20 protein-coding genes and 1 tRNA gene are annotated in these 22,561 nt (G+C 63.6%); 12 read left to right on the top strand and 9 right to left on the bottom strand.

Going from position 1 to position 22,561, the window contains the following annotated elements; translation table 11 throughout:
• Positions 1 to 70 precede the first annotated feature (70 nt).
• The 3 genes from C266_RS24420 to C266_RS28195 all read left to right on the top strand — a co-directional run bounded on the left by C266_RS24420 (position 71) and on the right by C266_RS28195 (position 965).
• Positions 71 to 147, top strand: a tRNA-Met gene (locus C266_RS24420).
• Between the two features lie 193 nt (positions 148 to 340).
• Positions 341 to 628 (top strand): hypothetical protein, encoded by a 288-nt coding sequence (locus C266_RS28190; protein WP_246189857.1) that lies wholly within the window; start codon positions 341 to 343, stop codon positions 626 to 628.
• A gap of 7 nt (positions 629 to 635) precedes the next feature.
• Entirely contained in the window at positions 636 to 965 is a 330-nt protein-coding gene (locus tag C266_RS28195; protein WP_246189856.1) for a hypothetical protein, read from the top strand.
• A 185-nt stretch (positions 966 to 1,150) separates the two neighbouring features.
• On the opposite strand, the gene C266_RS24430 is transcribed toward C266_RS28195, so the two are convergent.
• Positions 1,151 to 1,930: a TerC family protein gene (locus C266_RS24430; RefSeq protein ID WP_010804050.1), complete on the bottom strand. Its 780-nt coding sequence runs from the start codon at positions 1,928 to 1,930 to the stop codon at positions 1,151 to 1,153.
• Between the two features lie 182 nt (positions 1,931 to 2,112).
• Between C266_RS24430 and C266_RS24435 the strand changes: the two genes are divergently transcribed.
• Together C266_RS24435 and C266_RS24440 are read left to right on the top strand one after the other, a co-directional pair.
• A complete protein-coding gene (locus C266_RS24435) occupies positions 2,113 to 3,072 on the top strand; it encodes a LysR family transcriptional regulator (RefSeq protein WP_036664482.1) in 960 nt (319 codons plus the stop codon).
• Entirely contained in the window at positions 3,059 to 4,129 is a 1,071-nt protein-coding gene (locus C266_RS24440; RefSeq protein WP_010804048.1) for an AI-2E family transporter, read from the top strand. The genes C266_RS24435 and C266_RS24440 overlap by 14 nt, the downstream gene beginning before the upstream one ends.
• 62 nt (positions 4,130 to 4,191) lie before the next feature.
• Here the strand turns inward: C266_RS24440 and C266_RS24445 are convergent, their stop codons facing one another.
• Positions 4,192 to 5,787, bottom strand: coding sequence for a tetratricopeptide repeat protein (locus C266_RS24445; RefSeq protein WP_010804047.1), 1,596 nt, complete (start codon positions 5,785 to 5,787; stop codon positions 4,192 to 4,194).
• 499 nt (positions 5,788 to 6,286) lie between these two features.
• Here C266_RS24445 and C266_RS24450 point away from each other — a divergent pair, with 499 nt between their 5' ends.
• Both C266_RS24450 and C266_RS24455 read left to right on the top strand, forming a co-directional pair.
• Entirely contained in the window at positions 6,287 to 8,026 is a 1,740-nt protein-coding gene (locus C266_RS24450; RefSeq protein WP_010804046.1) for an ABC transporter permease subunit, read from the top strand.
• A 10-nt stretch (positions 8,027 to 8,036) separates the two neighbouring features.
• Entirely contained in the window at positions 8,037 to 9,356 is a 1,320-nt protein-coding gene (locus C266_RS24455; RefSeq protein ID WP_010804045.1) for an AAA-associated domain-containing protein, read from the top strand.
• Positions 9,357 to 9,431: 75 nt separating this feature from the next.
• On the opposite strand, the gene C266_RS24460 is transcribed toward C266_RS24455, so the two are convergent.
• Complete coding sequence (locus C266_RS24460) at positions 9,432 to 10,316, bottom strand: hypothetical protein (RefSeq protein ID WP_144265920.1); 885 nt, start codon at positions 10,314 to 10,316, stop codon at positions 9,432 to 9,434.
• 440 nt (positions 10,317 to 10,756) lie between these two features.
• On the opposite strand from C266_RS24460, the gene C266_RS27845 reads away from it, so the two are divergent.
• Positions 10,757 to 10,900, top strand: a complete 144-nt coding sequence (locus C266_RS27845) for a hypothetical protein (RefSeq protein WP_168162953.1) — start codon at positions 10,757 to 10,759, stop codon at positions 10,898 to 10,900.
• A gap of 18 nt (positions 10,901 to 10,918) precedes the next feature.
• On the opposite strand, the gene C266_RS24465 is transcribed toward C266_RS27845, so the two are convergent.
• Positions 10,919 to 11,884 (bottom strand): NAD-dependent epimerase/dehydratase family protein, encoded by a 966-nt coding sequence (locus C266_RS24465; protein WP_010804043.1) that lies wholly within the window; start codon positions 11,882 to 11,884, stop codon positions 10,919 to 10,921.
• Positions 11,885 to 11,886: 2 nt separating this feature from the next.
• Positions 11,887 to 13,104 carry a glycine C-acetyltransferase gene (gene kbl, locus C266_RS24470; protein WP_010804042.1) on the bottom strand — a complete coding sequence of 406 codons (1,218 nt, stop codon included), beginning with the start codon at positions 13,102 to 13,104 and terminating at the stop codon, positions 11,887 to 11,889.
• 180 nt (positions 13,105 to 13,284) lie between these two features.
• Between kbl and C266_RS24475 the strand changes: the two genes are divergently transcribed.
• Together C266_RS24475 and C266_RS24480 are read left to right on the top strand one after the other, a co-directional pair.
• Positions 13,285 to 13,875 (top strand): helix-turn-helix domain-containing protein, encoded by a 591-nt coding sequence (locus C266_RS24475; protein WP_010804041.1) that lies wholly within the window; start codon positions 13,285 to 13,287, stop codon positions 13,873 to 13,875.
• Positions 13,876 to 14,071: 196 nt separating this feature from the next.
• Positions 14,072 to 15,679 (top strand): methyl-accepting chemotaxis protein, encoded by a 1,608-nt coding sequence (locus C266_RS24480; protein WP_081636413.1) that lies wholly within the window; start codon positions 14,072 to 14,074, stop codon positions 15,677 to 15,679.
• A gap of 55 nt (positions 15,680 to 15,734) precedes the next feature.
• Here the strand turns inward: C266_RS24480 and C266_RS24485 are convergent, their stop codons facing one another.
• The gene (locus C266_RS24485; RefSeq protein WP_010804039.1) at positions 15,735 to 16,436 is read right to left on the bottom strand and encodes a TetR/AcrR family transcriptional regulator; all 702 of its coding nucleotides are present in this window, start codon (positions 16,434 to 16,436) and stop codon (positions 15,735 to 15,737) included.
• A gap of 252 nt (positions 16,437 to 16,688) precedes the next feature.
• On the opposite strand from C266_RS24485, the gene C266_RS24490 reads away from it, so the two are divergent.
• Positions 16,689 to 17,975 (top strand): MFS transporter, encoded by a 1,287-nt coding sequence (locus C266_RS24490; RefSeq protein WP_010804038.1) that lies wholly within the window; start codon positions 16,689 to 16,691, stop codon positions 17,973 to 17,975.
• Positions 17,976 to 18,108: 133 nt separating this feature from the next.
• Positions 18,109 to 19,233 (top strand): alkene reductase, encoded by a 1,125-nt coding sequence (locus C266_RS24495; RefSeq protein WP_010804037.1) that lies wholly within the window; start codon positions 18,109 to 18,111, stop codon positions 19,231 to 19,233.
• A 60-nt stretch (positions 19,234 to 19,293) separates the two neighbouring features.
• Here C266_RS24495 and C266_RS24500 read toward each other — a convergent pair whose 3' ends face one another.
• From C266_RS24500 to C266_RS24510, 3 genes are all read right to left on the bottom strand, one after another.
• Positions 19,294 to 20,532 (bottom strand): mechanosensitive ion channel family protein, encoded by a 1,239-nt coding sequence (locus C266_RS24500; protein ID WP_010804036.1) that lies wholly within the window; start codon positions 20,530 to 20,532, stop codon positions 19,294 to 19,296.
• A gap of 162 nt (positions 20,533 to 20,694) precedes the next feature.
• The gene (locus C266_RS24505) at positions 20,695 to 21,894 is read right to left on the bottom strand and encodes a betaine/proline/choline family ABC transporter ATP-binding protein (protein ID WP_010804035.1); all 1,200 of its coding nucleotides are present in this window, start codon (positions 21,892 to 21,894) and stop codon (positions 20,695 to 20,697) included.
• On the bottom strand, positions 21,891 to 22,538 hold the full coding sequence (locus C266_RS24510; protein ID WP_010804034.1) for an ABC transporter permease: 648 nt from the start codon (positions 22,536 to 22,538) through the stop codon (positions 21,891 to 21,893). Before C266_RS24510 ends, C266_RS24505 begins: the two co-directional genes overlap by 4 nt.
• Positions 22,539 to 22,561: the final 23 nt, after the last annotated feature.

Below are 22,561 nucleotides of genomic sequence, written 5' to 3' on the forward strand. Positions count from 1 at the left end.
GCGCTATTTTGATTGCCCCGCAAAAAAATGTTGACAGCCCATAGGGGCCTACCTATAATCTTTCCTCTACGGCGAATTAGCTCAGTTGGTTAGAGCGACGGAATCATAATCCGCAGGTCCGGGGTTCGAGTCCCTGATTCGCCACCAAATTTAAGAACGGCTTCCAGCGATGGAAGCCGTTTTTTTGTTTGTCGTCAGCACTGCTTGACACTCTCCGCTCCGGGCTTGGTCCGAATCAGCGCTGTGCCCCCTCCCCTCCGCGTTATCACCCGCGCACTCGGCGTCATTTCGTCATTGATTGCATAATGGCTCTCCTTCTCTCGCCCTGATCGTGAACGTTATGCGTCACCTGTCAGATGCCACCCCGAGCGAGTTCAAGGATGTCCGGTTCGTCCTCACCGACATGGACGAAACGCTGACCTATCGAGGCAGGCTCGCGGCCGATACGTATCGCGCGCTGGAGAGGTTGCAGAAAGCAGGCATACGTGTCATTCCTGTCACCGCCGCGCCCGCCGGTTTGTGTGATCGAATGGCGCGCATGTGGCCGGTCGACGGTGTGATCGGCGAGAACGGCGGGATCTTCTTTCAGCGTACGCCCGATGGGCACGGCGGATGCTTCAGCCGGTGAGCAAATCGTGCGCGAACTGCAACGCGCCGGCGCAGACGCCACGATCAATAATCTCTGGGTTCTCGGCTGGTTCGGCGGATACGACAAGCTGTCGATGACACGTCGTGCCATGGCCGAAGCCTACGGTGTCGACATCGAAAAAGACCGCGACGCCGTGCTGTACACCGGCGACTCGACAAACGACGCCCCCATGTTCGCATTCTTCAAACATACGGTCGGCATGAGCACCGTGAAGGAATATCTGCCGCACATTCCCGTGCCGCCTAACTGGATTACTTCCGGCCCGGGCGGCCAAGGGTTTATCGAAGCGGCCGAAGCCGTAATTGCCTCCCGATAGTCATAAAAAAGCGCTGCTCCTAAAGAAAAGCCAGTCAACCGACTGGCTTTTCTCGCTTCACTCACCTCGGTCGACGTCAATCGAAATTGAACCTCTCGAATGGCGACTTCTTCTTGCGTGGCTGACCGTAGTGGCGGCACCGATCGTCACCGGCACCGCCTCGCTCTGCTCGCCAACCGCACCGCTTAGTGCAACACACGAACCTTCTGCGCCTCACGACGCGCCTTCGCACGACGCGTCATCATGTTCAGCCCCTCGACGAACGCCGAGAATGCCATGGCCGCGTAGATGTAACCCTTCGGGATATGCGACCCAAAGCCTTCCGCGATCAGCGTCATACCGATCACGAGCAAGAAGCCCAGCGCCAGCATCACGACCGTCGGGTTCGCCTCGATGAATCGCGAGAGCGGCCCCGCCATGAACAACATCGCCGTCACCGCCGCAATCACCGCAACGAACATGATCGGGATGTGCTCGGTCATGCCCACGGCCGTCACGATGCTGTCGATCGAGAACACGATATCGAGCATCAGGATCTGTACCACGGCCGCACGAGCGGTGATCGTCGCTACCGCACCCGCGGTCGATGCGTCTTCACCGTGCGCAGGCTCGTCCGTTGCCGACGCCACATGGTGATGCATCTCCTTCGTCGCTTTCCACACGAGGAACAGACCCCCTGCGATCAGGATCAGGTCGCGCCACGAAAAACCGTGACCAAACAGATCGAAGAGCGGTGTCGTCAGCTTCGCGATCCACGCCACCGTGCCGAGCAACGCCAGACGCATGACCAGCGCCAGGCCAATGCCCATTCGCTGTGCGCGGGCACGCATCGACAACGGCAGTTTGTTGGTCAGGATGGAAATGAAGATCAGGTTGTCGATGCCAAGCACGACTTCCATGACCACCAGCGTGACAAGCGCCGCCCATACCGCAGGGTCAGCCGCCAAAGCAAGTAGATAGTCCATATGTGCGCCAGAGATTCCGTAGGGTTATCGGGGCACTTGCCGCCCAGCGGCCGCGCCCCCTTTCGTTTTCCCGCATGCAACGTGGGCTGCGGGCTCAGGACAGCATCATCTCCGAACTCATGCTTCGCAAAAACCAGTTATATACTTCATTACAATTCGGTTTTTCCGAAGTTCATATCGATATGTTGAACTACCGCCATCTTTACTATTTCTGGGTCGTCGTCAAGGAAGGCGGGTTCGCCCGTGCGGCGGAACGCCTTGACATGGCCGTACAGACGATCAGTGCGCAGGTGCGCGAGCTTGAGAAGTCGCTGGGCCACCAGTTGCTCAAGCCGGCCGGGCGCGGCGTCACCATGACGGAGCCCGGCCAGGCAGCCTTCCGGCGCGCGGAAGAGATCTTCCGTCTCGGTCAGTCGATCCCCGACGAAGTTCGTGAAGCCGCCAGCGGCCGGGTCGCGCGGCTGGCGGTCGGGCTGGCCGACGGGATATCCAAGCTGGCGGCCCACGCGATCCTCGCCCCCATACTCGGCACCCCCTCCCTTCGGCTCGTGTGCCACGAAGGCGAGCACGAGCAGTTGCTCGCCGAACTCGCGCTGCACAAGCTGGATCTGGTGCTGGCAAGCCAACCCGCGCCGTACAACCCCACCTTGCGGCTCACGAGCGAGCGTCTGGTCGAATCGCCAGTCGATTGGTACGGCCCGGCATCGCTCGTGCGTCATGCCTCGCGCGACGCGTTTCCCCAATGCCTGGCCGACCTGCCCGTGTTGCTGCCAACGGGCCACTCGGCGTTGCGCGCCCGGCTCGATCAATGGTTCGAGGCACAGGGCGTTCGCCCGCATATCGTCGGTGAATTCGAAGACAGCGCGCTCATGGCGGTGTTCGCCACGCGAGGCATGGGCGTCTTTCCCCTGAGCGAAGCCGGCGCGGGCGACGTCTCGCTACTGCGCGGCCTGCGCTGGCTGGGCCGCCCAGACGATGTTCACGAAGACATTCACGCCATTCGCTCTCGACGCGGCGAGGGTCATCCGCTCGTGGCGCAAATCCTCCAGGAAATCGGCGCGACGTCCGCTTCTGATATAAGAACGACTGGCGTGCCATCTGTGCCGCCGCCACCCGCGAGGAAACCTCATGTCAAGTCATAGCGACCAGCGCAAGTTCTTCCACCTCATGCTGTTCGTCGTGACGATCGTGTTCGGGTGGATTCTGTTCCCGCTGTTCGGCGCTGTCTTCTGGGGGACGATTCTTGCCGTGCTGTTTCAGCCGGTGCAACGCCGCCTTCTGATCCGCATGCGCGGCCGCCCGAACCTGGCCTCCCTCGCCACGCTCGCGCTGATTCTGCTGATCGTGATTCTGCCGCTCACTCTCGTCGTGGGCATGCTGACGCAGGAGATCAGCACGGCACTCGTTCGCTTTCGCGCCGATCTGCCGCAACTCACCATCGCCTTCCAACAATTGCTCGACCGCCTGCCCGCGAGCGTGCATCGTGTGATGGACCTCGCCGGCGTGCAGGATGTCAACGCGATCCAGCAGAAACTCGGCGACGGCGCGGCGCAGATCGGCCGCCTGGTGGCGGTGTATCTCGTGAGCATCGGCCAGAACACGGCCCAACTGCTCGTGAGCTTCGGCGTGATGCTCTATCTGCTGTTCTTCCTGCTGCGCGACGGCACCGCGATCGGCGCGACGGTACGCCGTGCCCTGCCGCTCGACGAGCGCCACAAGAGCTTGCTGATCCGGCAGTTCACCACCGTCGTGCGCGCGACGGTCAAGGGCAACATCGCCGTTGCCGTAGCACAAGGCGCACTCGGCGGCTTCATCTTCGCGGTACTCGGCATTCAGGGCTACGTGCTCGCAGCCGTGGTGATGGCATTCCTCTCACTGCTGCCCGCCGTAGGCGCGGCGGTCGTGTGGGTGCCCGTCGGGGTTTGGCTGCTGCTCTCGGGGGAAATCTGGAGGGGAGTGGTGCTGTTTGTCTTCTGCGGCACCATCGTGAGTCTGGTGGACAACGTGTTGCGCCCGATTCTGGTCGGCAAGGATACGAAACTGCCCGACTGGGTCGTGCTGATCTCGACCCTCGGCGGCATGTCGCTCTTCGGCCTGACCGGCTTCGTGATCGGGCCGCTGATCGCGGCGCTGTTCATCGCAAGCTGGAACATCTACACGCGCTTGCGTGACGACGACACCCAAGCCGATGCCGGGTAATGGGCGTTGACGCCTGACCGACGCCGTTCCGAACCGAACGGCGTCGTCCTCGGGCGGCCTGACTACGCCGCTGACTGTCCCACTTGCAGCGCCGGCGCCGCCGCCGACTCGCCCCGTACGGCGGCGGCAAGATCGGCACCGACCTGCGCCATCACCCCATCCCAATCGCCGCGTTGCGGCTGACGGAAGAGCGTGAGCGACGGATACCAATCGCTGTCCCGGCGCGCCAATTGCCAGCGCCAGTCGGGCGTGAAGTTGACCAGTCCCCAGACAGGTTTGCCCAGCGCACCGGCGACGTGGAGCACGGCCGTGTCGACCGAAATCACGAGATCCATCTGCGCAATGACGGCCGCCGTCTCGGCAAAGTCGCTCAGCTTCGCCCCAATGTCACGCACGTTGGAGTAGCGGGCAAGTTCCGCGCGCTCGTCGTCGGTCGCGTCGACCTGTAACGAGTAAAACTGCGCGTTCGTGCCGAAGACCGGCGCCCAATGCGCGAGCGCGACGTCGCGGTGCGGCGGGAACGGACGCGTGCGCCACGCAAACCCGACGCGCAACGTCCCCTCCGGCTTGGCACCGAGCATCGATCGCCAGATCATTTCCCGTCCGGCGCTCGAGCGCAGATACGGCGAATGGACCGCGACGTTGCCCCCCACTTTCAGCAGATGCGGCAGGCTGAGCAACGGCAGTTGCCAGTCGAACGACGGCACCGGCATGTGCTCGCCAAGCACCGTCACCCGGCGCGCAAAGCCGCCGAGCAGCGTGACGAGCGGCGCCTGTACCGACAACACGACGTTGGCCCCCATCTCGACGAGACGCGGCACGAACCGCACAAACTGCAGCGTGTCGCCGAAGCCCGGTTCGCTGTAGACGAACACCGTCTTGCCCGCAAGCGGCGCGCGGCCGTCCCAGAGCCGGTCGCTGAAACGGCGTCGCTGGCCGCCGTCCTGCCAGCGCCATTCGTAGTCATGCCAGCCGTGCTCGAAGTCACCCATCAGCAAATTGGTCTGCGCACGGTTGGTGCGCGCGCCGGCATGCTCGGGTGAGCGTTTTACCGCCTCGCGAAAGCACTGCAACGCATCGGTGAACGCATGACGCTCGCGCAGCGCCACACCAAGGTTCACCAGCGGATCGGGCTGCTGAGGGGCAATAGCGTTGGCAAGACGGTATGCGTCGATCTCTTCGTCGTAGCGACCCAGTGCGCCAAGGGCGCGTCCACGGTTGAAATGGGCCTGCCACAGCGCCGGGGCCTTGGCCGCAGTGCGCTCGAACCAGACCAGCGCGCGAGCGCTGTCGCCCGCCTGCGCCCAGGTCAGGCCGATGGTGTGCATCGTGCCGATGACGTCCGGCGACTGCTGCACCGTCGCTTCGAACAACGCCTCGGCACGCATCTGGCGACCCGCCTGGAGGCTGGCCATGGCAGCATCGAAGCACGCCTGCGCGCCGGGCTGCGGCACAAGGGCGATCAAACGATCGAACGCGTCGGCAGCCGATTCGAAGGCGTTCATACGCAGCGAGACGTAGGCCAGTCCTTCGAGAGCGGGGAGAAATTCGGGAGATTGTTTCAGTACTAGGCGCAACTCGGCGATCGCCTCGTCGAGCCGGCCGGCGGCACTCAGTTGTCGTGCACGCTCGCAACGCGCATCTAATGGCGTCGTCATGCGGCGCATCCTTGCTTTGTCTGGGAATGGGAGGGGACGGGCCGGCAAGCTACACGAAAGCCGAGGCAACTTGCTGCCCCCCGGCGACAGGCGCCGTGGCCCGATCGAGCGGTGCACACTACACGACCGCGCGGCACGAAGCAAGCCGCGGGAATTGGTCTGCGCAATGCGAATAAAGTTCACATCTTCAATGTGACATTTTCGCCCTCGCAGCACCGCGAGATCGTCCTCCGGATACCGGTTCTTCACTCCCGGATCGCTACGGCGGCCTCCTGGGTATCGCCTGTCAAAACAAGCCATCCCGCATTGCAGCATAAAAACCACATTCGGACATCGATGCCCGAATTTGCCAGCCCACGGCACGCGCTTTAACATCATTTTGCGGGTCAATCTGGTAGCATCCGCTGCCGTCCCTGCACACGCGCCGCGTCGCTGCCGTGCCGCATACCGGCGCTTCAGTCCTGTTGTCCGTCCGAACCCTCATCCACACGAGGTCTTGATGACGCGCGTAGCCCGTCCGTTCATCCCCGCCACTGCGCGACGCCTGCTGCCCAATCGCTGGGATTTCATTGCCTTCCCGCTCATCATCGGTTTCCTGATGGTCAGCTCGTCGGGCATTCGCCAGACTTGGGCACCGCTAGCCGACTTGCAGACCGAAGTCATCTCGCTAGACCCGGCCAACCTGCCCGAATATGCCCTGCGCACCACGCTACGCATGCTCGCGGCGATGGTCGCTTCGCTCCTGTTCACGCTCGTCTACGGCACGCTCGCCGCCAAGAGCCGCCGCGCCGAGAAGCTGCTCGTCCCGATGCTCGACATCCTCCAGTCGGTGCCGGTGCTGGGCTACATCTCATTTACCGTCACCTTCTTCCTCGCCCTGTTCCCAGGACGCGTGCTCGGTGCCGAATGCGCCGCCATCTTTGCGATCTTCACGAGCCAGGCGTGGAACATGACATTCTCGTTCTACCAGTCGATGCGCACCCAGCCGCGCGACCTGGCGGAAGTCGCCGTGAACCTGCGCCTCTCGCCGTGGCAGCGCTTCTGGAAGCTCGACGTGCCCTACTCGATGCCTGGCCTCATCTGGAACATGATGATGAGCATGTCGGGCGGCTGGTTCTTCGTGGTGGCGTCCGAGGCGATCACCGTGGGCGACAAGACCGTCACACTGCCGGGCATTGGCGCGTATCTCGCCACGGCCATCTTGCAGCGCGATCTGCATGCGGTGGGCTGGGTGATTCTGGCGATGGTCGTCGTCATCGTCATTTACGACCAGTTCCTGTTCAGGCCGATGGTCGCGTGGTCCGACAAATTCCGTCTGGAAGACACGGTCTCGCAGGCCGCCCCCGAGTCGTGGGTGCTCAACGTCATTCAACGCACCCGCGCAATTCAGTTCCTGCTGCGCCCCTTCGGCAAGCTGCTGCGCACGATTGCGCGCATGCGCATGCCGTTCTCGCTGCCCGTCGCGATCCATTCCGAATCGAGAACCTCGCTCTCGCGCGTGATCGACTGGCTATGGGCCGCGCTGCTGGTAGCGATGGGACTGACCGCAGCGTGGAAGATCTGCGCGTTCGTGCTGGCCGAAGTCGGTTTCCCGGAAATCCTGCGCGTGTTCGGCCTTGGTCTCATCACGCTGGTGCGCGTGATCGTACTCATCGCCATCGCCTCCGTGGTGTGGGTGCCGCTGGGTGTGCTGATCGGGCTGCGCCCGAAGCTCGCCGAGCGCATCCAGCCGCTGGCGCAGTTCCTCGCCGCGTTCCCGGCGAACCTGCTGTTCCCGATCTTCGTGGTGGCCATCGTTCACTTCCATGCCAACCCGGACATCTGGCTCTCGCCCCTGATCGTGCTGGGTACGCAGTGGTACATCCTGTTCAACGTCATCGCCGGGGCGACCACCTTCCCGAACGACTTCAAGGAAGCCGCCACCAACTTCCGCATTCGCGGCTGGCAGTGGTGGCGTCAGATCATGCTGCCGGGCATCTTCCCTTATTACGTGACGGGTGCGATCACAGCCTCGGGCGGCGCATGGAACGCCTCCATCGTTTCGGAATACGTGCAGTGGGGTGACGATAAACTCGCCGCGCACGGTCTGGGCGCTTACATCGCCGAAACCACGGCCGCCGGCGACTATCCGCGTATTTTGCTGGGCATCGCCGTGATGGCGCTGTTCGTCGTATTGTTCAACCGTTTGCTGTGGCGCCCCATGTACGCCATCGCTGAAAACAAGCTTCGCCTGAATTGAAGGGACCGTGATGCCGAACGATACCCACCAACCGATTGCCGGAAAAGAGATCTTCTCGCTCGCCAACGTCAGCCGCGGCTTCCGCAAGGGCGGCGACGAGCGCCAAGTGCTCGATGGCGTGAATCTACAACTGCATGAAGGCGAAATCGTCGGCATGCTCGGCCGTTCCGGCTCGGGCAAGTCGACCCTGCTGCGCATCATCGCCGGCCTGATTCAGCCCAGCTCGGGCGACATCCGCTACCTTGGTCAGCCGCTCGAAGGCCCGCCCGAAGGCGTGGCGATGGTGTTCCAGACCTTCGCCCTGTTCCCGTGGCTGACGGTGCTGCAAAACGTGGAAGCCGGTCTCGAAGCGCTCGGTGTCGAGCCGAAGGAGCGCCGCCGCCGCGCGCTCGCGGCCATCGACCTGATCGGTCTGGACGGCTTCGAAAATGCCTATCCGCGCGAACTCTCGGGTGGCATGCGCCAGCGCGTGGGTTTCGCTCGTGCGCTCGTGGTCAACCCGACGCTGCTGCTCATGGACGAGCCGTTCTCCGCGCTCGATGTGCTGACCGCCGAGACGTTGCGTACCGACCTGCTCGATCTGTGGAGTCAGCGTCAGTTGCCGATCAAGTCGATCCTGATCGTCACGCACAACATCGAAGAGGCCGTGTTCATGTGCGACCGGATTCTGGTGCTGTCGTCGAATCCGGGCCGGGTGGTCGCCGAGATCAAGGTGCCGTTCCCGCACCGCCGCAACCGGCTCGATCCGGCCTTCCGGAAGATGGTCGACGATATCTATGCATTGATGACGTCGCGCCGTAACGCGCACACCACGCAGAAGATACCGCTGGAATTGTCGAGCCCGCTGCACGAAGTGTCGACCAACCTGATGGCCGGTCTGCTCGAAGCGCTCGCCGGCCCGCCCTACAACGGCCGCGCCGATTTGCCGGAAATCGCCCAGACGCTGCTGCTCGAAGTGGACGACCTCTTCCCGGTGGCCGAAATTCTCGACCAGTTGGGCTTCGCGGAACTCAAGGAAGGCGACATTCTGCTGACCGCCGCCGGCAAGCGTTTCGTGGATGTGAGCACGCAGGAACGCAAAGTGCTGTTCGCCGAGCATCTGCTGCGTCACGTGCCGCTCGCCGCAAAGATCCGTTCGGTGTTGCAAGAACGCCGCGGGCAGCGCGCGCCGCGCGTGCGTTTCGAACAGGAGCTGGAAGATTCGATGTCGGACGATCTCGCGCAGGAAACGCTCGATACCGCCATCAACTGGGGCCGTTATGCCGAGATCTTCTCGTATAACGATCACACCGAAACGTTCAGTCTGGAGGACGTGGAAGGCGCGACCTGATCGCAGTTCTCCGGGGTATGACTACCGGAAAAATAACGCCGCGCGGGTCGTCCGACCGCGCGGCGTTGTCTTTTATCAGAACGCGTAGCCCGCGCCAATCATCCACGTCTGGTTGATCGTCTTCGAATCGGGTTCGTAGGCGTTCACGCCCGGCTGCACCTGCGTGACGCTCGAACGGCCGTACTGGAAGCGCGACCACTCGTACGTCGCGTTCACATGGAAGTTGCGCGCGACCGCGTAGTCGAGTCCGAAACCCGCCACGACGACCGGCTTGTTGCCAAGGCTGAAGGTGTTCTGCGAGCCCGCCAGCGTCATCGATGCCCCCACCATGGCCCCCGCACGAATGTCGGCCGTTGCTACCAGTTTCTGCGTCAATTCGAGCTGCCCCATGAGGCCGCCGCCAACCACGTGATGGCGATAGCGCTCGTAAAAACCATACGGATCGCGGCTGCTGTCGCGAATCCAGTCGCGGTAGCTGTAGCTGACGTAGGGCACCACCTGCGCATTCCAGGTGCCGAGATGAAACGGAAAGGCTTTACCGGCCTTGAGCGCGACGTCCGTTGCCGTCGAGCGCGTCTTCATCTGGTAATCGGGCCGGATGACGCGCCCCGCAAAGTCTTGCAGATAACCGCCGTAGTCGACGTTGCCGTGCGCCACTCGCACCGCTGCGCTGAAGTAGAGATTGGAGACCCCGAACAACTGCCGCTGGGTCGATGCACCCAGCGCGAATGCCGCTGTCGTGCCACGTTCGGAATCGCTCTTGCCGGGCGCGATGTTCTCCCAGTAGTGCAACTGCTGGGCACCGGCACCGATCCATACCTGATTGTTGGCGCGCAGCATGGCCTCCTGCGCATGGACGTTGGCCGCAACGAACCCGGCGGCAACAAGAACGAACGCGGCGCGCGCGATGGCGGTTCCGCATTGGCCGCAAGCGATGGTGCGGCGCGTATTCGGCGTCATGGCACGACCCTCCCCAGGCGTGATGAACGACGACTCGGAGGTGACCATCGGCGTGGTCACCGTTTTCCGGCATTGTTTCAGCGCGCGGGGCAGTACGCAAGCGGGGAAATGTGGATTCAGCACACCCTTCGCAACGCAAGATTCTCGTGAATCTAGACACTTGTCCGGAGCAATGCCGGGGGGGCCACGGGGATTGGGGCGGACGGGAAAACGCGGGTGTCACCCCGGTGCCGAAGGCATCGTCGAAACGCGCGACGCGTTGGCGTGACCGTATCAAAAAGACCACACCTATCGGTAAAGATACTGATTCGCGGTCGTTTTTGTGCGGTCGCATAATCGATCCGGAACCTGCCTGTCCTGTGCCGGGGGGCGCATCGATGGACGCTCGGGCAGGTTCGTTTTGCGGCAAAGACCGTGTATCAGACCCGAGAAGGTGCAACATGAGCTACTACCATTCCAAAGAAGAAGGCCGCGGCCGAGTCATCACCTTCACGCCGGTCCACCGCTGGCGCCGTCGCGCCTTCGCCGTGACCTGTGCGGTGCTCGCCGCACTCGCCTACTACGCGGTGCATCACCCGAAGTAGGCGGTACGGCAACCCTCGTCAGGCGGCGTTTCCCAAGACCGGTGCGTGCCAGTCCAGCGGCACGTTGGCCAGCATGTCGTCGACCATCGCGTCCAGGCCGAAGGCCGGTTTCCAGCCCCAGTCGTAGCGCGCGTGAGTGTCGTCGAGCGTATGCGGCCACGTCTCGGCAATCGCCTGGCGGAAGTCCGGTGCGTACTTCACCGTGAAGCCCGGCACGCGGCGCGCAATCGCCGCCGCCAGCGTCGCCGGATCGAAACTCACCCCAGCCACGTTGTACGACGAACGCACGCGCAGCCGCGAGGCGTCCACGTTCATCAACTCGAGCGTGGCACGCACGGCATCGGGCATGTGGATCATCGGTAGCGTCGCGTCTTCCTTCAGGAAACACGTGTAGGTCTCGCCGCGACGCGCCGCCTGAAATATCTCGATGGCGTAATCGGTCGTGCCGCCGCCTGGGGGCGTCTTGTAGCTGATGACGCCCGGATAGCGCAGGCTTCGCACATCCACGCCGAACTTCGTGAAGTAGTACTCGCACAGCCGCTCGCCGGCCTGCTTGCTGATGCCGTACATCGTGGTGGGGTCCATGATCGCGAGCTGCGGTGTTTCGACGGCCGGCGTATGCGGGCCGAACGCAGCGATCGACGACGGCCAGAACACCCGCAACCCTTGGCGCTCACGCGCCAACTCGAGCACATTGAGCAGGCCGTTCATGTTGAGCGTCCAGGCCTGGAGCGGGCGGGTCTCGCCGGTTGCCGAGAGCAGCGCCGCCAGATGGAAGATCTGCGTGATGCCGAAGCGCTCGACGAGCGCGGCCAGACGCGGCGCATCGAGCACGTCGAGCGTCTCGTAGTGCACCGGGTGGCGCGACGGCCCCGGTGCGATGTCCGTGGCGACAACATTCTCGTTGCCATACTGTGCCGCCAGCGCCTCGACGAGTTCGCTGCCGATCTGCCCGTTGGCGCCGATGATGAGGATGCGTTCCATGTTCAACCTTGCTTGAGAATGCCGAGTTCGTTGCCGGCCTGCGCGAACGCCGCCAGCGCACGCGTCAGATGTTCGCGGGTATGCGCTGCCGAGAGCTGCACGCGCACGCGCGCCTGCCCCTGCGGCACCACGGGGTAGAAGAAGCCAGTGGCGATCACGCCCAACTCATAGAGTCGCTGCGCAAAGCGCTGGGCAAGCGTGGCGTCGAAAAGCATGACGGGCACGATCGGATGAGTGCCCGGCTTGATGGTGAAACCCAGCGCCGCCACTTCCTTGCGGAAGAACGCGGTGTTCTCGTGCAATTGCTCGCGGCGCGCCGACGAATGTTCGAGTTCGTCGAACACCGCGAGCGACGTGCCGACGATGGCCGGCGCGAGGCTGTTCGAAAAGAGATACGGGCGCGAGCGCTGACGCAGCGTCTCGATCACCTCGCGGCGGCCCGCCGTGAAGCCGCCCATCGCGCCGCCGAGCGCCTTGCCCAGCGTGCCGGTAATGATGTCGATCTTGCCGAGCACGCCATGATGCTCGTGCGTGCCTCGCCCCGTCGGGCCCATAAAACCGGTCGCGTGACACTCGTCGATCATGATGAGCGCACCGTACTGCTCGGCCAGCGCCACGATGCGATCGAGCTGGGCAATCGTGCCGTCCATCGAGAACACACCGTCGGTGACGATGATGCGATGACGCGCCCCGGCGGCCGCCTGCAACTGGCGCTCGAGGTCTTCCATATCGTTGTGGGCATAGCGCAGGCGCTGCGCCTTGCAAAGACGCACGCCGTCGATGATCGAGGCGTGGTTGAGCGCATCGGAGATGATGGCGTCCTGCTCGTCGAACAGCGGTTCGAACAGACCCCCATTGGCATCGAACGCGGCGGCGTACAGGATGGCGTCTTCCGTGCCGAGATACGCGGCGATGCGCGCTTCAAGATCCTTGTGCGGGCCTTGCGTGCCGCAGATGAAGCGCACCGACGACAGGCCGAAACCGAAGTCTTCCAGCGCCTTCTGCCCCGCCTTGACGAGCGTTTCGCTGCCCGACAGCCCCAGATAGTTGTTGGCGCACAGGTTGATGCGCGTTTGCCCGTCGTCGCACATGACCTCCGGCCCCTGCCGCGACATGAGCACGCGTTCCTGCTTGAAAAGGCCCTGGCGGCGCGTATCTTCCAGTCGTTCGGTCAGTTGGCGATAGAAACCCTCGCGGGCCTCCGGAGTGTGTGCAGTCATCGTGGGCATCTCCTTTGTGCGGTTGGCCGGCGGCATCGGTGAATGCCGCCCGGGTATCGAAAGTCTTGCGTGAACGGGCCGTTTGCTCTGCTACCATGCAGCCATTCACCTTATCGGAAACTATACTTTATATTGAACAAGTTTCAATATATTGGAAAATTCTAATATCCCGGAATTCATATGGCAAGCACTCCCGCGGCGTCCACGATGTCCCCGGTCGCCCCGCCGCCCGTTGGCGACATGATTCAGCAACTACGCAAAGAGCGTGGCATGACGCTCGAGACGCTCTCCCGCGCTTCCGGCGTTTCGAAGTCGATGCTCTCGCAGATCGAGCGCGACAAGGCCAACCCGACCATCGCGGTGGCGTGGCGGCTGGCCAACGCACTGGGCGTGCGGCTCGATCAATTGCTCGGCGCCCCCACCGGCGACCCCGAGCCGGTGCGCGTGATCGGCAAGCATGAAATTCCCACGCTGGCGGGGGCGGAGCACGCCTATCAGTTGAAGATCCTCGGCCCGATGGAGCTGGCCGGCAAATTCGAGTGGTACGAGCTGACGCTGCAACCCGGCGCAGCGCTCGTGTCGGAGCCACACGATCCGGGCACGCGCGAGCACTTCACCGTGTTCGACGGTCAGGTCGACGTCGAAGTCGAGCACTTCGCGCGACGCGCCAGGCCGGGCGAGACTGCCCGCTATCCCGCCGACCGCGCCCATGCCATCCGCAACGTCGGAAAAGCCGTGGCACGCGGCTTGCTGGTGGTCATTCACGGCTGAGCCGCTTTCGCCCTTCCTCTGCCCCCCCGCACCGCTCAAGTCCTTTCCCAGACTGCCGTTAGCACATGTTGGGTCCGTGTTCTCATCGGGAGCATTGACAATCGATCGACAATCGGACCGCGCGGGCGTGGTGACGCGTCACGCGCGGCCGCCGCCGGAGTGACACCAGCGCGGAATCAGTGGGGAAGACGAAGTGATCCAGCAGTTGAGTTTGAAAGCAAAGTTGTGGTCTGCCGTTGCATTGATGTGGGTCAGTCTGCTAGCCATGGCGGTCTGGGGGGCCTGGGCGCAGCGCGACACGATGCTGGCCGAGCGGCGCGAGGGCCTTACGCACGTGGTCGATGCCGGCCTGAGTCTCGCCAAGTACTACGGCGAACGCGCCCAGCGCGGTGAGATCAGTGTCGCCGAGGCGCAAAAGCTTGCGCGCGAGCAGATCGGTGCGATCCGCTACGACGGCGACAACTATTTCGGTATCTTGAACTCGCAGCGCGTGATCGTACTCAACGGCGTCAATCCCAAGCTCGAAGGCAAGGACATGAGCCAGTTCCGCGATCCGTCGGGCAAGCTCATGTTCTCGGAGATCGTCGCGGCTGCGCGGACTGACGACCCATTCGTCACCTATCTCTGGCCCAAACCCGGCTCGGACAAACCCGTCGAGAAGATCAGCCGTGTCGGCACCTATTCGCCTTGGGACTGGTATCTGACGACCGGCGTCTACGTCGACGACATCAATGCCGCCTTCGTCGGTGCCCTGCTTCGCTGGGGTGCGATGCTCGCCGTGATCGGTCTGGCCGTGTCTGGCGTCATGCTGCTCATCATTCGTAACGTCCAGCACAGCCTCGGCGGCGAGCCCGAATACGCGGCCGATATCGCGACGCGCATTGCCGACGGCGACCTGCTCACGCAAGTGCGTCTGCGTCAGGGCGACGGCGCCAGCCTGCTCTTCGCGATGCAGCGCATGCAGGCCAATCTTCAGCAGATGATCGGACGCATTCGCGGCGGCACGAGCGCCATCACGCTCGCAGCACGCGAAATTGCCGAAGGGAATACCGATCTGTCGGCACGTACCGAACAGCAGGCGGCAGCGCTCGAAGAGACAGCCTCATCGATGGAACAGCTCACGTCCACCGTCCGGCAGAACGCCGACAACGCGCGTCAGGCGAGCCAACTGGCGGAGAACGCCTCTGCCATCGCCGTGCGCGGCGGGCAAGTCGTCGATCAGGTGGTGACGACGATGGAAGGCATCTCGCACAGCTCGGGCAAGGTGGTCGACATCATCGGCGTGATCGACGGCATCGCGTTCCAGACGAACATCCTCGCGCTCAACGCCGCCGTGGAAGCCGCCCGCGCGGGTGAGCAGGGACGCGGCTTCGCGGTCGTTGCGGGTGAAGTGCGCACACTCGCCCAGCGCAGCGCGGCAGCGGCCAAGGAGATCAAGGACCTGATCGAATCGTCGAACGCACGGGTGCAGGACGGCTCGACCCTCGTGACGCAGGCCGGTCAGACAATGCAAGACGTGGTGCAGGCCGTGCGGCGTGTCACCGACATCATGGGCGAGATTTCGGCGGCCTCTACCGAGCAAAGCCACGGCATCGAGCAGGTCGGCCGTGCGGTCACGCAAATGGACGAAGTCACACAGCAGAACGCTGCACTCGTGGAGCAGGCGGCAGCCGCCGCCGCGTCGATGGAAGACCAGGCGCGCGCGCTCGACCAGGCGGTCGCCGCGTTTCGCATGACCTCGGATAACGAGCTTGCGGGCGGGCGCGGTTCGGCAGCGGTGGCGCTCAAGCGGCTCGCCGCCTGACGAGCCAGCGCGGCGAGTTGTCAGCGCGCCTGAAGGCGCGCGATGCGGGCCGGCGTCAGGCCGCGTCCAACTCGCCCGCCATCCCCGCCTCGATGATCCGGCGCGCCACGGCCGGCAGGATGCGCAGCGGCGGCGAGCCGACGCCGAAGGTCTGGCTCGCCGCGTAAGCCCCTTCGAGAATGAGCGATAACGCGTCGACCAGCGGCGCCGGTTTCTGCAAGCCGGCGGCCGTGGCGAGTGCCGTGAAGCGCCGCACCACTTCCGCCTTGTAGTCCACCACCAACTTGCGCGCCGCATGCGCCGGGTCGGGGAATTCAGCCGCCACATTGACGAACGGGCAGCCGCGATAGCCCGGTTTGCTCGCCCGCTCGGAAAGATCCACGAAGATTTGCAACATCTGTGCGCGCGGCTCTCCCGCCCGTTTCGCGATGCTCTCGTCGATACGCGCCAGACTCATCGTCTGCATGTGATCGAGGTACGCCAGAATCAATTCGTCCTTCGATGCGAACTGACGATAGAGGCACATCTTGTTCACACCGGCGCGCTTGACAACGGCATCCACCCCGACGGCACGCACGCCTTCCGCGTGAAACAATTCCACGGCCGCATTGAGCAAACACTGCTGCGCGACGGGCGCCGGTGTGACATGCCGCGCGGCCTTGCCCGCGCGCGACGCCGCACTGCGACGCCTCGACGGCGCAACCTTGCCATCGCCTTTGGCTGCCGTTGCCACGCCCGCGTTCGCCGGGTCCGACATGTCAGGCCTTACGGGCGGTACGGTCGTTGTCGATTTGGCCATTGCCTGGCGCTCCCCAAAAGCAGAAATTTGCGACGCGGGACAAAGCCCCGCCGCCACAAAGGAATACTTGACATGTTACCGATCGGTTCATAACATGGCAACCTCATGTTACCGGTCTGTCACATGACGGCCGATGAACGTAGACATCCCGGTTCTCGCAAACGTTCCCGGTTCGGCAGACAACACCGAACCCCAGCAAGGATTTCCGCCATGAAGGCTGCACTTGCAAGGCGCATTGACGGACGCTTCCACTACGGTTGGATCGTTGTCGGCGTAATTTTCCTGGTCCTGCTCGCCTCGGCGGGCATTCGCGCGACGCCGAGCGTCATGATGGTGCCGCTCGAGCACGACTTCGGCTGGAGCCGCGCCACGATCTCGCTGGCGATTTCCGTCAACCTGGCGCTCTACGGTCTGACCGGCCCGTTTGCTGCGGCTGCCATGCAGCGCTTCGGCATCCGTCCGACGGTGATGGTGGCCCTGCTGTTGCTCGCGTCGGGCACGGCGCTTTCATCGCTGATGACGGCCCCCTGGCAGATGGTGCTGATCTGGGGCGTCATGGTGGGCGGCGGAACGGGCGTGGCGGCCGTGACGCTGGCGGCAACGGTATCGAACCGCTGGTTCCACACGCATCGCGGTCTGGCGATGGGTATTCTCACCGCCAGCTCCGCCACCGGCCAGATGGTGTTTCTGCCGATCATGGCCGCGATCACCGAGAGCTACGGCTGGCGTCCGGTGGTGTTGATCGTGGGGCTGGTCGCTGCGCTGGTGCTGCCGCTCGTGGCATTCCTCGTGCCAGAGCGTCCGGGGTCGGTCGGCCTGCGCCCGGTCGGCGCGCCGGAAGACGCCGCCGACACGCCGCTCGCCCAAGGCAATCCGCTCAAGACTGCGCTGTCGGCACTGCGCATGGCGGCGGGCAAGCGCGACTTCTGGCTGCTGTTCTTCAGCTTCTTCATTTGCGGCGCGAGCACCAACGGCTATATCGGCACGCACTTCATCGCGATGTGTGGCGATTACGGCCTCTCCGAGGTCAAGGGTGCGGGCATTCTGGCGGCCATGGGCGTGCTCGACCTCGTGGGCACTACGGCGTCGGGCTGGCTCTCGGATCGTTACAACAGCCGTGTGCTGCTGTTCTGGTACTACGGATTGCGCGGCGTGTCGCTGATTTATCTGCCGTATGCGTTCGGATTCGACTTCTTCGGCATTCCGCTCTTCGCCTTGTTCTACGGTCTGGACTGGATCGCCACGGTACCGCCGACGGTGCGTCTGACGACCGATGTTTTCGGCAAAGCGATGGCCCCGATCGTATTCGGCTGGATCGTCGCCGGCCACCAACTCGGTGCGGCGACGGCGACACTTGTCGCCGGTTCGCTGCGCGCCACGCTGGGTAACTACACGATGGCCTCGATGCTCTCGGGCGGCGTGTGCATTCTCGGCGCGCTCATGGTGCTGCGTATTGCACCGCACGCACCGAAGCGCCCCGTGGCGGCCGGGGCCTGAAACAGAGCGCATCCGGCGACAAATGTGCCTGGCCGTTCCGGCGTTGAGGTCGTCTGCACGACCAGAGAAAAAGTCGTAACCTGTGCCAGTTTTGTGCAGCACAGCATCCCCCCACTTTCACAGGACTTCAGCAATGATGGACTCGCAACAGACTCCCTTGGCCACGCTGGACACCGATCTCTTTTCGCCGTACGCGCTTGGCCCCCTCGAACTGAGTAACCGCATTGTCATGGCACCGCTCACGCGCAGTCGCGCCGGTGCTGGTGACGTCCCGGGCCCGATGGTTGCCGAGTATTACGCCCAGCGCGCCTCGGCCGGCCTCATCATCAGTGAAGCCACCAACATTTCCCAGCAGGGCAAAGGCTACGCGTTCACGCCGGGCATTTATACCGAAGCGCAGATTGCCGGCTGGAAGCAGGTGACTGATGCGTTGCACGCCAAGGGCGGCAAGATTTTCTGCCAACTCTGGCACGTCGGTCGTATTTCGCACCCGTCACTGCAACCTGGCGGGGCACTGCCGGTCGCGCCGTCGGCGATTCAGCCGGCGGGCAAGGCGTTCACCGAGCACGGTTTCGAACCGCATCCAACGCCGCGCGCGCTTGAGACGTCCGAGATCCCAGGCATCGTCGAGCAATACCGTCATGCAGCGCAGTGTGCGAAACGCGCCGGTTTCGACGGCGTGGAAATCCACGCGGCAAATGGCTATCTGCTCGACCAGTTCATGCGCGACAAGACGAACCATCGCACTGACCAGTACGGCGGCAGCATCGAGAATCGCGTGCGTCTGACACTGGAAGTCACGCAGGCGGTCGTCGACGTATGGGGCGCCGAGCGCGTGGGGATTCGTCTCTCGCCGATCAGCCCGGCCAACGATTGCGGCGACCGTAACCCGGAGCCGGTGTTCACGTACGCGGTCGAGCAACTCAACCGCTTCGGTCTGGTGTACCTGCACGTGGTCGAAGGCGCGACGGGTGGTCCGCGTGAAGTCGAGAACGGCTTCGATCTGCAGAAGCTGCATCGCATCTTCAAGGGCACGTTCATGGCCAATAACGGCTACGATCTCGCGCTCGCGCTAAAGGCGCGCAAGGAAAATCTGGCCGACCTGATCGCGTTCGGCAAACCGTTCATCGCCAACCCGGATCTGGTGGAACGCCTCAAGCGCGGCGGCCCGTTCAACGAACTGGACCGCGATACGCTGTACGGCGGCGACGCCCGCGGCTACATCGACTATCCGACGCTCGACGAATCGGCGGTGTAACTTCCGCGCGTCATCGCGTTCGATCGTTGCCTTGAATCGGCAAGGGCTCCTGCGGGAGGATCAGGCCACCCGCGGCCCTTGCCAGCGCAAAAGATCCGCACCGGCCGGGTTCTGGTACATGCGCAAACCGAACTCCGGCAAGATCACGAGCAGATGATCGAAGACATCACCCTGCACGCGTTCGTACTCGGCCCACACCGTGGTGTTCGTGAAGCAGTACAGCTCGATCGGAATTCCCGTTGCCGACGGCTGGAGCGAGCGCACCATGCACGTCATGCCATCGTGAATGTTCGGATGCGTCTTCAGGTAGGCCAGCGCATACGCCCGGAAGGTGCCGATGTTCGTCAGACGTCGCGTGTTGGCCGGCACCCCCGCCGCCGTACCCAGCGCCGCATTCGCATCCGCCAACGAACGCTGCTTGTCCATCAGATACGCCCCGAGCAGATGCAGCTTCGACAGGCGCTCAATCTCTGCATCGTCGAGGAAGCCGACGCTGCCCGCGTCGACGAACAGCGTGCGCTTGATACGGCGCCCGCCCGATTGCTGCATGCCACGCCAGTTGCGGAAGCTCTCGGAAATCAGCCGCCACGTCGGAATGGTCGTGATCGTCTTGTCCCAGTTCTGCACCTTCACCGTGTGCAGCGCGATATCCACCACGTCGCCATCGGCGCCGACTTGCGGCATCTCGATCCAGTCGCCCACGCGAAGCATGTCGTTCGACGTCAGTTGCACACTGGCAACGAACGACATGATCGTGTCCTTGAACACCAGCAACAGCACCGCCGACATTGCCCCAAGCCCCGAGAGCAGCAGCCACGGCGAGCGGTCGACGATGGTCGCCACGATGGCGATCGCCGCCACCACATACAACGCGATCTTGCCTAACTGAACGTATCCTTTGATCGAACGCGTACGTGCATGCTCGGAGAGCGCATAGACCGTTTGCGCCGCGTCCAGAATGCCGGCAATGGCGAGCGTCGCGTGGAGCAGCGTCGTAGCGAGCGCAAGGTTGCCGATCACCATCACAGCCTTCGGCGCAAGATCCGGCACCCACGTGATACCGAACTGAATCACGAGATACGGCAAGATGCGCGCGGCGCGATGAAACACGCGATGCGAAAGCAACGCGTCGTCCCAGCGATTGGCCGTGCGCTGCACGACGATGCGCACCACGCGAACGATCAGGACCTGCGCCACCGCCTGCACCAGCAGCGCCACACCGGCCAGTAGCGCCAACGCCCCGGCCATCCGCGCCCAGGGTGCATTCTCGAACCACGCCATCATTGCTTCCCACGTCATTGCGCAACTCCTTGCTACCGATTACCCCAACCGCCCACCGGGCGTGTGAACGCAAGAATGACGGCCGCGCCAGGCCGTCACTCTCCGACTTGCCGGACGAACGTCAACGACGCCCGTCCGATCGACGACGCGATGCGCGACCGCCACAAGACGCCAGCCGGCTTACGCCGCCGCCCCGAACGGAACGCTGGCGACCACGCTCGATGCGCCAGGCAACGGCGGTGCGATGATGGTGCCGCCGCCATTACCGCGCGACTTGCCCGAACTCAGATAGTCGGCGATGGAATCCTGCGTCACCTCGCCGAGATACTGGTTGTCATCGCCCAGCACGGGCAGCGACGCCAGATTGTGTTCGTACATGCGTGAGAGCAGCACTCGCAAGTTGTCGGCCGCAACGGCCGACGCCTTGAAGTCGCGCACCCGCTCGCCACACGTCCCCTGCGCGTGACGCGTATCGCGGCGCGCAATGTAACCCAGTGCGCGTGCGTTCTCGTCAACGACCACCAGCGAACGCGTATCGAGTTCGTCCATCATGCCGTAGGCCTCGGCCAGCGTGGTCTGCGGCTTGACGGTCGGCTGCGGCGTCGCCGCATCCTCTGCGCGCACCAGCAACAGACGCTTCAGAATTCGGTCATGTCCCACGAAGCTCGCCACGAACTCGTCGACCGGACGTGCCAGCAGCGCATCGGGTTGCGCATACTGCACCAGACGTCCCTGACGGAAGATCGCGATGCGGTCGGCCAGCTTGATCGCTTCGTCGATATCGTGGCTGACCATGATGACGGTCTTGCCCAGTTGACGCTGCATCTGGAAAAACTCGTTCTGAATCGACTCGCGGTTGATCGGATCAACGGCGCCGAACGGCTCGTCCATGAGCAGCACGGGCGGATCGGCTGCCAGTGCGCGGATCACGCCGATACGCTGCTGTTGTCCGCCTGACAGCTCGCGCGGATACCGCGACAGATAGCGCTTCGGATCGAGCGCCACCATACTCATCAGTTCCGTTGCGCGCTCGCGGCAACGCTTCTTGTCCCAGCCGAGCAAGCGCGGCACGACGGTAATGTTCTCTTCGATGGTCATGTTCGGGAACAGACCGATCTGCTGGATCACGTAACCGATGTGGCGGCGCAGTTCGATTTCGTTGATGTTGCCGGTGTCTTCGCCATTGAGCAGAATGCGCCCGGACGTCGGCTTGATCAGCCGGTTGATCATCTTGAGTGTGGTCGTCTTGCCGCAGCCCGACGGGCCGAGAAAGACGCAGATTTCGCCCGGCGGCACTTCAAGGCTGACCGAGTTGACTGCGGTCACGGGGGTGCCGTCCTTCTGGACGAAGCTTTTGGTGAGATTGTCGAGTGTGATCATACGGTTCGGATTCCTTTCGGTGTCAGCACGCGCTGCAGGCGGTGCAACAGGGTGTCGGCCACGATGGCGAGCAAACTCACCAGCACCGCACCCACGACGAGCTGCCGGGTATCGCTCTGGCTGATCCCCTGGGTGATCAACACCCCGAGACCGCCGGCCCCGACGATGGCGCCAATGGCCATCACGCCAATATTCATGACGACGGCGGTACGCACGCCGCCCAGTACCACCGGCACGGCCAGCGGCAGTTCCACCAGGCGCAGGCGCTGCCAGAACGTCATGCCAATGCCGATACCCGCTTCGCGAATGCTCGGATCGATCTGGCGCAACGCGAGACTGGTGTTGCGCATGATCGGCAGCAGCGAGTACAGGAAGACGGCCGCAACGGCCGGTGCCGGCCCGATGCCCATGCCGTAGACCGACAGGACCGGGATCATCAGACCGAACAGCGCGATCGACGGGATGGTGAGAACAACGGTCGCCAGGCCAAGCACGGCACCCGACAACCAGCGAAAGCGCGTGACGAGCACGCCCAGCGGCACGCCAACCACGATGGCGGCCCCGACCGATGCGGCCACCAGCCACGCATGCTGCCCCGTCAGGGTCAGGAGGCGGTGCCAGTTATGCGTCAAGAATTCAATCATGGGACTCCTCATTCAGTAACATC

The organism is Pandoraea sp. SD6-2 (genome assembly GCF_000389825.1).
GTDB lineage: Bacteria > Pseudomonadota > Gammaproteobacteria > Burkholderiales > Burkholderiaceae > Pandoraea > Pandoraea communis.